This is a genomic window from Anaerocolumna jejuensis DSM 15929, assembly GCF_900142215.1.
GTDB lineage: Bacteria > Bacillota > Clostridia > Lachnospirales > Lachnospiraceae > Anaerocolumna > Anaerocolumna jejuensis.
On sequence record NZ_FRAC01000026.1, the window covers coordinates 1 to 17,145 of the forward strand.

Sequence of the window (17,145 nt, forward strand, 5' to 3'; positions counted from 1 at the left end):
GACCTGCCTCTTCACAGTGCTTTTGTATATGCTCGACCAGCTTGCGCTGTGTCCAGAGTTCCTGGGCATATCCGAGCTCTTTTGGGCTTTGGCATGCAATATCCTGAACATATGACTTGTCATCGTCCATTATGACAGACTTTCTGCCGCGACCCGGATTGTCACTAAGCGCAGTCTCCAAGCCTGATTCAAGATATTTGTCGAGGCATAGTTCAACCGACTTACGGTTGAGGTCAAGCTTATCTGCTATGGCAGTAACTGAAATACCTTCTGCTGTAAGTAGTATAATCTTTGCCCTTTGAACAGTGCGCACCATTTCTGTTCTTGAGCTTGTTATATTAGTCAATCTGCTGACTTCATCGGCATTGAGATTGATACAGGAATATTTTGATGGTCTTGCCATAACTTGCACCTCCAATGTTTATGGTACAAGTATAGCACAAAAAGCCATTTTATACCAGTTATTTTAAAAACATTGTACTAGGTTCCCCATTATCTTGACTTTCTATCATTATAATAATGTCTCATCCTTTTATATTTTATAGAATAATAAACATATACTATAAAATTCAATTTTATATTGCAAAGACACAGTAATATTCTTTCATATAAAAGGAAATCAGTTATAATAAGAAACTTTTTATACTTTTTTAGAATATAAATCGATTTCAAATTGTACGTATTAATTATTCCTCCAAAAAAACCTGCTGAATTATCATAATATGTTTCATTTTTAATAGAACGCAAATAATTTTTATATAAATATGTAGTTAATCTCTTTAAATAATCTTCTTCAGACAGCTTAAATTTTGTAGCTATTTGTAATTTATAATTAAATTCGACTAACATATCATCCCAGTATCTCACCCAATATCCTTTTTTATTACTTAATGTATTTTCATTAAGTCGATTATAATGATACAAAGCATCTTCTATTATAAATATACTATTTACATATTGTAAAATCTGAAGCATTGTAACTTCATCTTCATGTAAATATATATCTCTATAAAAAGCAACCTGATCAAAAAGTTCTTTTTTAAATATTGCCCCCCACAAGTACCCTGCTATTTTAAACGGATCAGAATGAAGCTTTCCAAAAAGACGTAGATAATAGCAATCATAAATACTATCTTTTTTATATAATCCTTTTTTCATATTAAAATTATTTATTTTTGAGATACCATTTGCTTTATGTTGAAATGCAGTACAAAAAACGGCATCTGCTTTTTCTCTTTCTGCATAACAAGTCATTAATTCGAACATTCTCTCTTCACACCAATCATCGCAATCAACAAAACTTAAATATTTACCACTGGCTAATCTAACACCTTTTTCTCTTGCTAATGGGAGACCCATGTTCTGCTGATGGTAAACTAAAATTCTTTTATCCTTAGTTGCATAAGAATCACAAATTTTACTCGTATTATCTATTGAACCATCATCAATAATAACAATTTCTATTTCCTTTAATGTCTGTAGAATAATCGAATCTAGACATTTAATAAGTGTATTTTCGCAATTATATGCAGTTATTATAACACTTAAGAGATTTTTCATTTTACCTGTTATATTGTTTAAAATACAACATATCCTCCTGCATTATTTTATATATCTGATTGTACTGGTATTAATAGATTATGGGTTAAAAAGGTCTTTTCATATCTTGATAATTCTTTATGGATAAGCAGCATATTATCTTTAATTTCATATTCTATCTTTCCCCTAAATAATCTAATTAATATACTATTTATTTGTTCTTCATTAGGAATAATTGGACTTTTACAACTTTTTTGATTCTTACAGTCATCCGTACAGCCAAAATTATGATTAATATAAAATTGTCCATTATAATCTGTAATGCACCCCTCTCTAGCAACTACACGAGCACATGAAGAATGTTTTAACAATTTACAATTGTCCTCTTTATCAAATACTTCATTAAATATTCGCCGCATTTTATCTATTGTTGATTCACTCAAATATTTACGCCCTTCAACAAATTCATTTGTAGGCAATTCTATATTTTTATTACAAAAATACTTTTTATGCTCATCAGAGAACTTAAGTCCACCTATGACTATAACACGTACACCAGTTTCTTTAAATAACTGAAATGTTTGATAAATAATATCTTCGGAAGTATTGTATCCTTCAATAATTGGCCGGTAATAACCAATTCCAGTTAAATTACTATAATGAGATATATTTGCCAGCAAGCGTAATCTTTCCTTACTGCTGGTTGGTTCAATAACCTGTGGCAATCCTGAGTAACAAACACATATATCAATATCTAAATATTGAAACTCATTAAGCAATGCCAATTTTTCTTCTTCTAAAACGTATTTCGTTATAATAGTAACTCTATTGGTCAACTTTAACTCATCTAACGATTTAAGTATTTTATATGTGCTTGGCCAAATTGAAGGTAAAAATGCTTCTGTCGTAGACATATGTATTCCTAATGGAGTAATATGCGGTGTAAACCAAGGATGATTCAATAATCTATGAATCCCTTCACTTGGACTAATAATAAAGTTTGGCTGCCATCTTTTATCATATATATCTCCAAAATCGTCTCGCCTATAGCAATATATACATCCCATCGGGCATCCAATTACTAAATCAATTGACATACCGCCTTTCATTTGCGAAATCATATAGTTCGAATTTATACTCCCACGATCTGTAATAATTTGATTTGCCACAATCTCTTTTAGATTATTAACAAGATTAGGATTGGAAAGTACATTCTCTTTAAATGCATATTCATTCATGGGAGAGCCTATAATTCCAGGGTAATTCAACCCTAACCTTATAGCAAAATCTACTATTCTTAATTCTGTATTAGATAGATGGAATTTCTGTTTATATTTTAAATAAATTTCATATTTAGTATTTAAATAAGGAATACGCTTTCCGCTTTTAAAATTTAAGATTTTATTTTTAATAAAGTATTTTAGGAGCAGACATATATTACAATCTTCCTGATTCATACATAAATATATAAAAGCCAATGACAAATATGGATTGTAATATTTCTTTAGGTTTAGATTATAGATTTCATTAATTTCTTCAAATGGAAAATGTTGATATTGTAATTTTTTAAGTTCTAGATATGAAATTCTTAAATCCCTCTCCTGCTCATGATTAATATTATAATCCATTGATAATATTAATCTTTTTATTTCCTCTTCTGTCACATCAAGCATTGTAAATCCCTCCAATTTATATTCTTTAGAATATTTGACCACTAATGAATTCTTCCATTGCTCCTAAATGATTACTTAATCTTAATTAAAAATTTTATACTCTACATATTAGGCGAAAAGCTTCTAACATAGTGGAAGGATGCCTATTATTGGCGCTTATATAAGCATCTACACCCAAATCTTTTATCATTGACAGTTCACTTTCATCTCCTGTGCCAATAATTATTATTTTACTTTTATTATTTATAATCTTTTTTAAGATATTTATCTGTTCAACATAAAAATTAGAATAATATGTAACAAAAACTACTATTTGATATTCAGTTAATATCTTTTCATTCAACTGTTCTTTACTACTAACGTGCACTTCGTTTATCGTTCCGTAGTGATTACCTATTAAATTATGAAAATCTATTTTCTGTTTCCATTCACTATCTGCACGATAACCAAATGGAATATCATAAACCACAAACAATACATCATGATTTAGAAACTTTTTATTTATTGGAATAATATTATGATTATACGTTACATTTGTTGCTGATTTTGCTATTACAGATATGTTTTTTTTTGATTTTTCACGTATTTTTTCTAGCTTCTCAACATTTAAATCATCGCTATTATATATTCCATATTTGTTATAAAAATTGATAATTCTCTCAACAGATTCATTTAATCTCTCTTCACTTATTCTTCCTGATATAACAGCCTGATATAAAGCATTAAAAACTCTTTCTCGAATATTAACGAAATCCTCTATTTTTTCTTCAGGTGATTTCTTTCCATAACTTTCTTGCGAAAAATCAGGATCATATAAGATGATATCAGCTCCTGCCAAGAAACTATTAACTGCTACTTCTTGAATTTTAGGATAATGCTCTTTTATAATTGGCATCGTAATATTATCCGTTACAATAATGCCTTTATATTTTAATTCATTGCGAAGTAAATTCGTAACAATATTATATGACATAAATGCAGGCGTATTTTTATCAAGATCAGAAACAATTAGATTGGCTATCATTATAGATTCTACACCTGCATTTATAGCTGCCATAAAAACATTAAGATGACTTTTATCAATATTCTTTATAATCGGTATCCCTGTATGTACATCAACACTTGTGCAACCTATACCAGGAAAATGCTTTGCCGTAGCAGCCACTCCATTTTTTTGTGATATCATAATAAAATTTATAATACTTGCCTCCACAGCTTCTTCACTATCACTAAAACATCTAACCCCTAATGAGCTATTATCAGTCATTAAAACATCACAAACAGGAGCAAAGTTCCATGTTATTCCTAATGCTGCCAATTCCTGTGCCAAAAGCTTGAATGCTACTTTTACCTGTTCAGATTTATAAATCTTTCCCCATACATAATTTCCATTAAATAAATAATCTGCCTTCCAATCAATGGTATTTAATCTACCACCCTCTTGATTAATATTGATAACAATAGGATGACAATTTGCATTGATACAACATTTCGTATAATTGATTAATTCCTCTTCGTTTGATACAATGTCTTTATTAATTTTACTATAATATGTATTTTTTTCTTTCATTGCTTTTATCGAATAACTATCAAAGGAAATCAAATCATAACCTGGTTTCATTATCAAAGCAATTTTTTCTATTAATGATAAATTCTTTATCTTTATTTTCCCAAGAGAAATAATAACTTGCTCTATTTTTAAAACTGATTTTGCATATAATGCAAATGGAATATTTAATCTATTCTCACAGCTACCGATACCTAACTTATTTTCTTTTTTATTTCCATGATAATCACTACCACCCCAAAACTTAAGACCGTGTTTTATACCAAATGTAAATATTTTTTTTCTATCATTGATGGTTAAATATGGATGATACAATTCTATACCATATAATCCATTCGTAATCATACTTTTAATATCATTAACATTTCTATTATTAATCTTACAATGAGCAAGCACTGGATATCCTTGATATTTTTTTATTAAGCTAATTAAATCTAAAGTATTTGGCAAATACTTATTGTTATTTGCTGAATTTATATAAACGCTAGATTTAGATTCGGTTTTATTATCAAAATAACTATCCAAAATAGTATTTTTATCTTCATTACAATAACCTTCTTGAATTAGCATATTTAATAAATCATCTACGTCAAATGTTTCATTTCTAATATATTTTTCTAATTTTGACGAGTCAATTTTAAAACCGAACATCTGATTTAATTTATCTATCATATGATAAAATCTTAAATTCCAGTTATACTGTAGCTTTTGTAATTCTCTATTAAACTCTTCGCTTAATAAAGATTCTCCATAGGCTAAAACATGATACTTTTGTCCACATAACTCTGTTATTATTTCTGTTCCCGGATAAATTAATAAATCTAAATTATTATATTTTTCAATATTTTGATATGCCTTAAATGATAAATGATCTGTTATACTTATAGCTCTTAATCCTAAGAAGTACGCTCCAAAAACTAAATTATCTGTATTAAATTCTCCGTCACTATATTTTGAATGTATGTGCATATCAATAAACCCATCACAGGACTTAAAATCACGTAAATCAATCATCATATTATTTAATAATGTAACATATTTTTCAGATCCATGGTTTACTAAAGAACAATTGCACTCATAATCTGATATCCATTCATTAATAAAATTCTCTATATCATTGCGTTGTTCATCCATCTACTTCACTCTCCTTTTTCAACCTCAGTATTAGTTTCTCATCATTTTCTTTAGTCCTTCTTGATTTTTCCAAAAAATCTACCATATAATAAAATCCTTGTTCTTTTTTTATCATGTTGTATAATGTAAAATTCTTATCATGTGTTACAATGTTATGTTTTAAAATATTATTATAAATATTATCCAACATATCTCCATAATCTCTCGCAACCCCTTGTTTACCATCTATGTATTTATGATAAAAACACCCTCCAATTTCTATAATAGAGTAATTATATTTCTTACATAGCATAAATAATTCTGCATCAAAGGATAATTCAAAATCATCTAATTCTTTATAATAACTACTAAATGCTAGTAAACTTAGTAGTTTACAACCAACATTTATATCTGTAAGATTAGTGTTTAACATATCCCTATAAACCATCTGGAACAATGATGAAGTTAAATTTTGACCATTTTTAGGTAAATACCCAAATGAATCTTTTTTTCTACGTGAATTAATAACCATTCCTATATCACTTGATTCCTTTATGATATTTAGCATTATACCTATATGTTCTATTGGGTGTGTTAAATCAAAATCAAAATATGCTGCATAGTCATATTTCAAATTCAAAAAATAATTTAGTCCAAATAAAATACTTCCTCCCTTTTTTGTTGTAAATGACCTTTTTCTCAATTTTTCCAAAATATAATTATCTGCTTTCAGATTATTATCTTTATAATCCAATAGTTTTATAATATTTAAATTCATATTCTTTTGTAAATTAACTTTATCTTTAACTTTTACCCAATACTTTTCTAATTCATCTCCAATATTTGTTCTATCAGCATCATCTATAAATAGTAATTCGGATTTTATAAACGGATTATCCGAAAAAATCCAATAATATTGCATAACTTTAGCTAAAAAAGCATTTTGACCATTTGGATTATTTTTACCAAACTCATGCATTCTTTCCTGCTCTTTATGCGCCGGAACAATTATACCTATACTTGTTTTATCTTTAATATTATTAATTAAACGCTTTGATTCACTAGAATATGCTGCTGATAACATTCCAATAATAATAACTTCATTGTATCTTCTTCGAAGTGATAGTATATATTTTTTAAGAAAATCAAATCTAACTTTTTGATTTATTAAGTATTCATATAATGATTCTGCAATTCTATGCACTAAATTAATACCATCACTAAAACCATAAACTATCACAGGATCATCAATATTATATTCAATTCCAATTTTTAACACATATTTAGATAAATCAATGAGTGAATCTTCAATAAATGATTGTATCGATTTCATGAAAATAATCCTCCTCATAATAAATGCTATCTACTATTGATAATCGCTTTTTGTGATTCTTCCCATTGCTTTAATAGATGATTTTGATAAATCCAAAGTGGATGTTCAAAAGACAAACCATTCAAATATTGATACGTTTCGTTACAGCGTATGTAATTAAAATCAGCTTTCCATTTTCTTCCTTGAAATCTTTGCCAGTAAAGATATACATCCAAATTCGGATACTTTGTAGCAAAAATGGCTAAATTATTTGTTAATGTCTGATGCCTATCCCCTCCATTTGCATGCCGTTGATGATAATTAATGACCTCATCACTATGTATAAATTTATACCCATTTATATTAAGACGATAAGCAAACTCAATATCTTCAACTCCCCATTTTACAAAAGAAGTATCAAATTGTATTTCAGGAACATATTTTCTATTAAATGAAGTGTTCCCTCCTGTAGCCATAACCCACCCAAAATTAAAATCAAGTAATTTATTTCCATACCGATCTATTACATACCGATAATTATCTTTAGCTGTTCTAAAATATAATCTATTTATCGTTTTATTAAAATCAGATGTTATGTCTTTTGTAGTAGTAAATGGCATACTTACCATCAGTCCTATCCCTTTATTTACCATTTTCCAGTTTTGAATTATCTCTTGTCCTCGAATACTTTCATTTATATTAGTACCACTTACAACAATTTTTTCAGAATATATGGTATATATCTCTTCTTTTTGACCAACTACAACTGTTTTCGGAGAATTACATATTGTGGTGATAATATTTTCTATAAAATCAGGTGACGGTATCCTATCATCATCTGTGAAAATAATGATATCGCTTTGTGCCAAACTTAATCCTTTATTTCTAGATTCTGAAATTCCTCCATTCTTTTTTACACAATATTGTATAGGTAATTTATTAATATATTTTTTAACTATTTCATCTGTAATATCATCTGATCCATCATTAATAATAATTAATTCATAATCTTTAACGCTTTGATTCAAATATCCCGCAAGTGTATAATCTAAATATTGTGACTTGTTATAAGTCGGAATAATAACAGAAGCTGACACTTTCATCATATAAATCTCCTCTTTTAATAATATATAAGTTCTAGGAATTTCTAAGTCTAGTACAGTACATACCCAATTGAAAAACAACCCAAGGGTTTCTAACATACCGTTACGGAACTGTACGTATTGTTAAAATAAATATATCAGCGCATATATGAAATCGCTTTCATGACTAATTATTACATTATTTTCATATTTTGTCAATATATGTTTAGTGAATTTGTAGAATAAACAAATCAATTTCCAGCCAATATATTCACTTTCAATAATCAGCTGCTTTTGAATCTTCTTTATGGCATAATTGTATTACCTAGTATGTAATACTTAATCATGGAGGGATTGGGTTGAACAGTTATCCGGATTGGGTTATGAAATTTAAAGAAAAAGGGACTTACATCAACAAGATTGGCGATAAATACTATCTCTACGCCGCTCATTCAGAACGTATTAAAAATAGGATTTATTAAATCCCATGGCCATGACATAGGCTTTCAGCTAACATATATATGATGCAGTTGGCAAACTTGGGGCTGTTTTCAGTAACAAAGGCTTCGATGCCTGAGGTATCAAAAATGGTCATGGAAGCGAGTTCTTTATCAATGTCTTGGCATATCGGTTCGGTGATATCAACCAGAGAATCAAATAGCGATTGTAAGTCCGGGAGAAAGTCCATAAATCGGTGATGAGTTATACTTTTTGCAACAGAAAAAAGGCCGTATTTATGCGGGTTCTGGCGTTTCGTAAATGCCTAAATAAAATCAAAAAATGGGAGACCTTTTTATTGATTTTAGAGGCCTCTTATTTTGTTTTTAATTGATACGTTTATCCTAAGTAAATTTGTCATTTTAAACATTGACATAGCTTGAGTATTTAATTTTTGACCGAAAGACACTTGATTTTGGTCTATATAAAAACAAAGACATCAAGATTTAGTGTCCTAATGCCTTTGAATTTTCATTTATGAATTTGTTATTTGGGTATCATATCCCTTCAACAACCCTGCACTTTTCACCTCAATTTTTGCCTATTTTCAGCCCCAAAACTACAATATCTTGTTGTCACCCCTCTATTTCTTGCCTTGACCACATTTCGTCATCATTATTATCGTCTCAACGTGCCTTGAGCGGTCAAATAGGCCTTGTCGGAAGTTTTTATTTCAAAATGTGAAGCTAAGAACACAGCATCATTATAACATTGCCCAACTTTTCTAACAAGTCCGGCCAGTTCAACACGGAAATCTTTGTTTAAAAGTGCTTTACGGTTTGCATCAAAGAAATAACCCCCCTGAAATTCAACAAGTCTTTGAAGTGCCTCATCTTCTTTTTTATAAGCCTGTTTAAGGCTTTCAATCATAATTTGCATATCAGGGCAATACCCTAAAGCATGGTTAAGATATTCTTGAATATAATATATATTGGTACCAACAGAAACCACACAACTACCATAGGTATCTAAAGGGCCAGCCAACATATCTTCATTTTTAAAATACTCGTCACACAATAATGAATCAGCCAATTGTTCAAAAGCATTTTTTCCAAAATATACATTATTATTGGGTGTCAATGAGGCCCAAACAGGTATATTTAGAATTGATAATCGTATACTTTCTGCGATATCTGGTATCTTTTCTTTTCAAAAAAATTAATGCTTCCGAACGATCAAGACCGTTTTTCTTCGAAAAATAATTTTCCGAAGTTACCAAATCCGTAGGAATATCTTCTTTGGGCTCATCTGTGAATTGCGACCACCCAATTAATACCTCAACGTTTTCATCATAACCGCAGATTATTGAACAAATAGGGGGCCAACAATGCCAAATGTTAAAACAGGTAAACCTTTACTCACAGTACAATTATAGTGAACTATCTAATGATTTTCCTGTCTTTTTTCGATTTTATCTGTCCTAAAATCAAATCTCAAAAAAGGCACATTTTCAAAACTAAAATGTACCTTTTTTGTCCTTGCCTTACCTAGTGTCCGTCTTTAAAAGTTACTCTCAATATGCTGCCTTTCTTCTAAATATTGGTGTAAAAAGATATATACAAATTACCTTTTGCTGAGCCTATTGAATAATTTTACAAGTTCATACCAAAGCACTGCCAACGCTGCAATACCCATCGAGCAGAAAAACTGCCCTGCTGAAAGTGGTGCCAGTTTCAGTAGACCTGAGAGAGGGGTATAGAGTATTATAACAAGCATTAGCATTGTTCCGATATTGGAAATCCACATGACCGGATCTTTTGATAGGCGGGAAAACGACTGGTAAGCAAAATCCTTATCAGAGCTGTTAACCTGAACTAAAAGCAGGTTAGATAGCATGACTATAGTGAGCCCCATTGCACGAGCAACAGGAGCATTAACCGGATTGCTGGCGAGAACGGTGAAATAGGTACCAAAAGACGCGGTAAAAATTGTAATCCCCTGGAGAATGCTTTTTAGCATGGTACGCATGCTCAGAAGCTTTTCTTTTGGATCTCGAGGTTTGCGTTCCATTATGTCGGTTTCAGCCGGCTGACGCTCCAATATGATGGAACAGGTCGGGTCAATCAGCAGTTCCAGTAAAACGACGTGCAACGGTAACAGCATCAGGGCTGACGGCGCAACACCGAGAATAGGGGCTATTAGTGATGCAAAGGCTATGGGGATATGGATTGTAAAGACATATCCGAAAGCCTTGCGAATATTATCATAAATCCTTCTTCCGTCTTTAACCGTTTCAACTATTGTAGTAAAGTTATCATCCATTAGGATGAGGTCGGCAGCCTCTCGGGATACCTCACTGCCACGCTTACCCATAGCGATACCAATGTCGGCATACTTTAGAGCCGGTGCATCATTCACACCATCGCCAGTCATGGCTACAATTTCGCTGTTTTCCTTGAATGCTTTGACTATTCGCATCTTATGTTCGGGAATCACTCGAGAGAAGATAGATACATCTTTTACCGCCTTTTTCAATTCTTTATCCGACATTTCATTGAGCATATCGCCGGTGATTATATTATCACTATGCTCCATACCGATTTTTTTTGCAATGGAAGATGCAGTTATCCCATTATCGCCTGTAATCATAACGACACGGATGCCAGCTTTGCGGCATATTGCAATATCTGCTTTGACACTCTCGCGTGGAGGGTCGGCAAGACCGATTAGGCCGCACAGACTTAGACTACACTCAGTTATAGTTGCAGGAATTTCCAGCTCTGTCGCAGGCACAGCTGTAGCCACTGCAATCACACGTAGTCCTTCTTTGGACATTTCAGTAACTTTACGCATTGCGATTTCTTTTTCCTGATCTGACAGACTGCATATTGTTAAAATCTGCTCCGGTGAACCTTTAGCAGCAATTACGAGCTTTCCATTCTTGCGCCATACATGCCCCATCATTTTTAATTCATTGGTAAACGCATATTCCATAACTAACTCACCGCTGAATAGATGTGCTTTTGAGATTCCATGACTATCGCAGCAAGCCAGCATCGCCTTTTCCATCGGGTCATATGCATCTGTTTCACAACCAAATCCCATTGTTTCCAGCAGCGCATGTTCATCACCATCGAATGCCCAAGTATACTGTACCGTCATTTGGTTCATCGTGATCGTACCTGTTTTATCGACACATAATATCGACACCGAGCCAAGTGTTTCAACAGATGGCAGCTTGCGGACAAGTGATTGCTCCTTAGCAAGCCGCCATGCCCCCATAGAAAGAAACACGGTCATGATAACAGGAAATTCTTCCGGAATCATTGCCATTGCAAGAGTAATACCTGAGAGAATGCTTTCAATCAAGCGGGCTCCGAGCGTATGGTCAGGCAGGTTAAAATAGGTAACCACCCCCACCAGTACAAACAATACTCCTGCAATCCCAGCACAGGTTTTTACCAGCCTGCCGGTTTGTTTCTGCAAAGGTGTCGGCTCATCCAACGCAGCCGCTACGTTTACTCCGATTTTCCCATACTCGGTTGCCGCTCCGATCTTATCAACGTTAATTATACCGATACCTTGTGTTACCAGTGTACCAGCATAACAATAATCCTTTCGCCAGTAATCGTCGGATAACTCTACATTATCCGTCGCTACTTTCCAGACTCCCTCAGCCTCACCGGTAAGCGATGATTCATCTACGCAAAGATCATTGCACTTGACTACAGCACCATCAGCAGGGATTTTCACTCCCTCATAAACCATCATTAAATCGCCAGGTACAAGATCTACACTGGCAATTACCATTTCTTTTCCGTTGCGGATAACTGTAATGTTAGGGGCGGACAAATCTTTGAGTGCACTTAAGGTCTTATCTGTTTTCCACTCCTGAATAACATCGATACTGATAATGCTGATAACAAATATCAGCATGATTGCACCATCCCGTGGTTCACCGAGGATAAAATAAATGATTGCAGCTACAATCAGTAAAAGAAACATTGGCTCACAGATAATATGAAGTGCTTTATTAAAAAAACTCTCCGTTTTCTGCGGTATCAGTTCATTTTTTCCAAATTGCTGCTGCAATTGCTTTGCCTCGGCGGTAGTTAATCCCGCCATATTTTTCTTTTCGTCTGTCATAAAAGAACCTCCGTTTTCGCCTTTTGGCGGCGTTTGATTTCTCCTATGGCACTCCATTCAAGGTCTTTTCGCTGTTCCATGATATAAAAAAAACACCTATGGAACATACTACTGTCCCACAGATGCGTATTTAAATGCAATCTGTTGCCACACGTTTCATGGCCCGGCCCCACAAACCCTTAATTATAAGGTCTATCGCCTGCTCAGTTTGTACTGTTGATCTTGCATTCCTTATTATAGAATGTAATGCAGTGCAAAGAGATTACTCTGTATTATATGCGTTGCAGTATTTTATGTCAATATAAATTATAACTTATTGGCGGAAGACTCAGTTTTTAAAATCCGAACATAATCTTCCTTTTTTGCTCTTTCAATTAGACCCCGCCGGTTCTATTAAAATGATCCACCATCTCAAAAATATAAGGATTTCCTTCTTCATTATCTACAGAAATAGTATTGATACCATAGTCACAGTCTAAACAAAATGAAGTATCATCAATGAAAAACGTACAGATATAATAATCCATAATCAACATCTCCAGGACTGGCGTTTGAAACTTGATACGATCTCCATATAATTTATTTAGGTCTTCAATTGTTTGATTTAGGTCTTTCACTTCTTCTAAATGTGAGGTCATATAATTTCCGTTTGCCATTTCTTCTACCGAATACTTTTTGCAACTTGGCTTATTATTTTTATATTTTGAATTTATATAAACTGTATCTATCGTTGATTTCTTTCTTCTATTTATTCTTACCCATATTTCATCCATATCGTAAATAGATACACAACACATTTTATCATTAGAATGATTAATGTTCCTCTTATAATAACATTTATCATCTTTAATATAGAATGCTGGATATTCAATGCTTCTATATTGACAAAAAGCTACTCGCGAGAAAGAATCACTTACATTATCTGTTGAAATTCGTTGAATCGGCTTTGTACAATGTATATCGCCCACATCATATAATTCATATTCGTTCGTATTCAAATATGTTTGTACACGATATGTACATTCATGCCAAACGACAAACTCTCCCATATGTAAATCTATATTTTCCATTCAATGACCTCTTTATAAATTATCCATTAAAGAACCGTTTCTATCTTTATCTGTTTTTTATGCTGCTGCAGCACAAAATACAACCGGAAAGCTCATTAATAATTATATTTCTTTTATAAATCCAATCTCTTCTAATTCTTTTATTACAGCCTCCGTATCTCTGTCTGGATTAATCTTTTCGATTAAGTCTTTCGTAATACCTTCGTGCTTATATACTTTTTTCACATAATCCAATTGGATTCTTTCACCTTGTTCTTCATAATAGTCTCTTGCCCAGGCAACCCATGAATCTGCACTAGTAAGTATTAGTCCTAGTAAAAACCCTTCTCCATCATCTCCATCTTGATAATCTGCAGGAATTATAACTTCACTTTTTTTCCAAAGCAAATCCGTTTTACTTCTCCAAATGCAAAATGTAACATCATCTCGTTCTATACTCTCATCTAACAAATTCATTAACTCTTTTGGTACAAAGTCATAGATACCCTTTGCGATTTCTTCATCATCATTAGCATATGGCGATAATATAGACTCATGGTCAAATCCCTTAATAATTGTACCATAATTCGAAAATAAGAAAAACATATGATCGCCTGCACCATTATCTATTTTAACCATGTCAATATCTTCTGAATAGTTTTTGTAAAAGTTGATTACACGTAACCACGATTCTTCTTTATCAACCATAATTGAATCTAGTGCCGCCTGAGAAATTAAGATTTCCTTCAGTTTTTCTGGATTTGGTAATTGAGTGTAATTTAATATTTCCATAGCAACAGTCCTCCCTAATAGTAACGTATTTCTGTTCATCCTCATATTTGACTTCTTACCTCGTAAAGCATATAATCCCCATCGGCCCTATCATACATTTCCTTTGCCGTTAGTATGGAACAGTGAGAACTTTACAGTAGAACAAATATCGGGTCATTATCATCATCCAAGTTGAAAATCGCACCCACCTGCATGCTCGAAAGCTGACACGATTTCAGCCCCTTAAGTTTTCTTCTATATTAAAATAGATTTCTATTGTCAATTATCCATTTTCTTATTACATCTTCACATCCATACAATCCACATACCTCATCTTCAAAAAATTCCCCTATCGCATCAAATTCTTTACCCTGGCATTCCTCAAGGGCAAACGGATCCAATTCTTTGAATTCTTCATCTGATATATCTTTTTTCCCATGGCAATATATTTCTAATGCTCTTTTAAAGTTTTTTGATGCTTCCACTAAACCCAATTCATTAAACCAATAAATTATGTCTTCACATTCTTTTAAAGAATACTCTTGATAGAACAAGTCACCAAACCCATCCATATCCTTTGCAGCTAAAAAGCGAATATATAAGTCTATAAATCTTTCACCTTTTGATAAACCTTCATTGTTATCAGTTTTGTTCAATATATAGTCCACCAATTGATTAATAAATTCCATATCGTCACTAATACTTATAATTCCTTCTATGTTCATAGCCTTAAACGCCTTTCTATAGAACCCGCCACACGATTTCGCAGTCTATCAGTGTGATGAAATTACTCTGCCCTAGTGCATAAGAAATATTTTTTCTCCGCTTCAGTTTTATCATTATATAAAGCATCAAATAGTTGTTTCAGCATTTAACCTCCAAAATTTTTATTATCCACTTGATTACCTTCTATTAAATTTCGGATTCATTATACATTTTGTTCCATTTAAAGTCAAGAAAGTTGTCGAAAATGGTTAAATATAGTTTTTATTGAATAGTACTATAGGCATCACTCTTCCGCCAAGCATAAATACACCCATTAACAAATGAGTGCACTTTAAACCTATATCAATTATCCATTATTTATAGCAATTCAATACTTCAACATTACCATATTTTCTGCTAATTTCAGGGAAAACAGCATTCTCTTTTCCGCACAAGTGTTTATTGAAGAAAAATTGCGTAAGCTGTGTGGTTATTTCAAATAGAATATCATTCGGTAATTTGCCGACCATCCCTTTATTGTCACGAGGCAGATACATCCAATCAGTGTAACCCATATGAGTCACCTTCTTTAAGGCTATATCATAAACAGGCGCTGTACTGTAAGCAATTGGAGTTAATGCCGTATATTTTGATAAAGCTTGTCCTATTCTCATATATGGCCGTTCTATATCCTGCAAACTGCATGCACCAAAAACCTGACCATCAAAATTCAATACACAACAAAATCTCTTATCGTTATAACAACTGTCCACCGCAGCACATCCACCAAAAGAATGCCCTGCTAAACCAACTCCTTTAGTAAAGTCAAACCGTTTATTTAATAAGAAATCACTTTCTTGGTTTAACTCTATTAGTTTATCCAAAACAAAACTATTATCCTGTGCCCATGTTGCGATGTGGTCTTTTGCTTCCCTTATATGATTCTTGAAAATACGCTGCTGCCGCATTGCTAAGACTTTATACGATGAGATAAAGTCTAAAAACAAGCCTATATACCTTATACCTTCAACTATGCTCAGATTGTCTACAATTTTTGCAAAGGGTTTATGAAAATTAATTACGCTTCCATCCTGATAATAAACCGTATCCGCTTCGTATGGATGACTTATAGAGACAACAATAAAGCCATGAGATGCCATGTCAGCACAAAATGCAGTATTTATATATAAATTACTACCATATCCATGACTGTAAATAATAGCTGAAAAGCTGCCCCTGGCTGGTGCTATGTTTTCATAACATTCTATGAAATTGTTCGACCATGGTATATTTAATTTCTTTAGATCTTCTTTTATACCATAGTGCATCTTCTCACCAGGTTCAGCAACAGCCGGATAGAAAAACCACATGGCAAGTTTTCGGTTTCCAGAAGGTATATCGTAGGTATTTTTTCTATTATTGTCAACCATATCCATTTTATAAATACCCACCTGATATTCCCCAGTAGGTTTTGGAATGTATTCTGGCATAATCAGCCTCCCTTTTTTCAGTTATTAGTTATATATCCCAAATATCCTTTGGGTAAGATATTCTATAAATATCAGTTTATTAATCCCTAAAATAATATTACAATCTGGCGCCTACTTTTACATTAAATTCAAGTAAAAGCCCCTTCGTTAATGTCAGTAGAATGTTCAACCAACCACATCCATTAACGAAGGAGCTATATCACCTGCATTTATTACTTTTTATCATTGAAGATCTATATAACGAATTTGTATTGTTCCGG

General features: G+C 32.5%; 12 protein-coding genes, 1 pseudogene and 1 riboswitch. All 13 genes and pseudogenes read right to left on the reverse strand.

What is annotated here, in order from left to right; translation table 11 throughout:
- The coding region (locus tag BUB77_RS21625; protein WP_139241276.1) for a helix-turn-helix domain-containing protein at window positions 1–403 on the reverse strand (403 nt) is incomplete at its 3' end.
- 89 nt (window positions 404–492) lie between these two features.
- Window positions 493–1,560: a glycosyltransferase family 2 protein gene (locus BUB77_RS21630; protein WP_073279088.1), complete on the reverse strand. Its 1,068-nt coding sequence runs from the start codon at window positions 1,558–1,560 to the stop codon at window positions 493–495.
- A 47-nt stretch (window positions 1,561–1,607) separates the two neighbouring features.
- Window positions 1,608–3,212 carry a radical SAM family protein gene (locus tag BUB77_RS21635; protein WP_073279091.1) on the reverse strand — a complete coding sequence of 535 codons (1,605 nt, stop codon included), beginning with the start codon at window positions 3,210–3,212 and terminating at the stop codon, window positions 1,608–1,610.
- 94 nt (window positions 3,213–3,306) lie between these two features.
- The gene (locus tag BUB77_RS21640) at window positions 3,307–5,913 is read right to left on the reverse strand and encodes a glycoside hydrolase family 3 N-terminal domain-containing protein (protein ID WP_073279092.1); all 2,607 of its coding nucleotides are present in this window, start codon (window positions 5,911–5,913) and stop codon (window positions 3,307–3,309) included.
- Window positions 5,906–7,225 carry a glycosyltransferase family protein gene (locus tag BUB77_RS21645; protein WP_073279094.1) on the reverse strand — a complete coding sequence of 440 codons (1,320 nt, stop codon included), beginning with the start codon at window positions 7,223–7,225 and terminating at the stop codon, window positions 5,906–5,908. Before BUB77_RS21645 ends, BUB77_RS21640 begins: the two co-directional genes overlap by 8 nt.
- Before the next feature lie 26 nt (window positions 7,226–7,251).
- Window positions 7,252–8,310 carry a glycosyltransferase family 2 protein gene (locus BUB77_RS21650; RefSeq protein WP_073279096.1) on the reverse strand — a complete coding sequence of 353 codons (1,059 nt, stop codon included), beginning with the start codon at window positions 8,308–8,310 and terminating at the stop codon, window positions 7,252–7,254.
- Between the two features lie 487 nt (window positions 8,311–8,797).
- Window positions 8,798–8,980: pseudogene (locus tag BUB77_RS21655) on the reverse strand (ISNCY family transposase); the annotation flags it as partial.
- A 422-nt stretch (window positions 8,981–9,402) separates the two neighbouring features.
- Window positions 9,403–9,864: a hypothetical protein gene (locus tag BUB77_RS21660; protein WP_139241277.1), complete on the reverse strand. Its 462-nt coding sequence runs from the start codon at window positions 9,862–9,864 to the stop codon at window positions 9,403–9,405.
- Window positions 9,865–10,347: 483 nt separating this feature from the next.
- Window positions 10,348–12,870: a cation-translocating P-type ATPase gene (locus tag BUB77_RS21665; protein ID WP_073279099.1), complete on the reverse strand. Its 2,523-nt coding sequence runs from the start codon at window positions 12,868–12,870 to the stop codon at window positions 10,348–10,350.
- A gap of 109 nt (window positions 12,871–12,979) precedes the next feature.
- Window positions 12,980–13,087, reverse strand: a riboswitch (NiCo riboswitch).
- Window positions 13,088–13,244: 157 nt separating this feature from the next.
- Entirely contained in the window at window positions 13,245–13,940 is a 696-nt protein-coding gene (locus BUB77_RS21670) for a hypothetical protein (protein ID WP_073279101.1), read from the reverse strand.
- 102 nt (window positions 13,941–14,042) lie between these two features.
- The gene (locus BUB77_RS21675; protein WP_073279103.1) at window positions 14,043–14,711 is read right to left on the reverse strand and encodes a hypothetical protein; all 669 of its coding nucleotides are present in this window, start codon (window positions 14,709–14,711) and stop codon (window positions 14,043–14,045) included.
- 239 nt (window positions 14,712–14,950) lie between these two features.
- Window positions 14,951–15,415, reverse strand: a complete 465-nt coding sequence (locus tag BUB77_RS21680; protein WP_073279105.1) for a DMP19 family protein — start codon at window positions 15,413–15,415, stop codon at window positions 14,951–14,953.
- 354 nt (window positions 15,416–15,769) lie between these two features.
- Window positions 15,770–16,885, reverse strand: coding sequence for an alpha/beta hydrolase (locus BUB77_RS21685; protein ID WP_073279107.1), 1,116 nt, complete (start codon window positions 16,883–16,885; stop codon window positions 15,770–15,772).
- Window positions 16,886–17,145 lie beyond the last annotated feature (260 nt).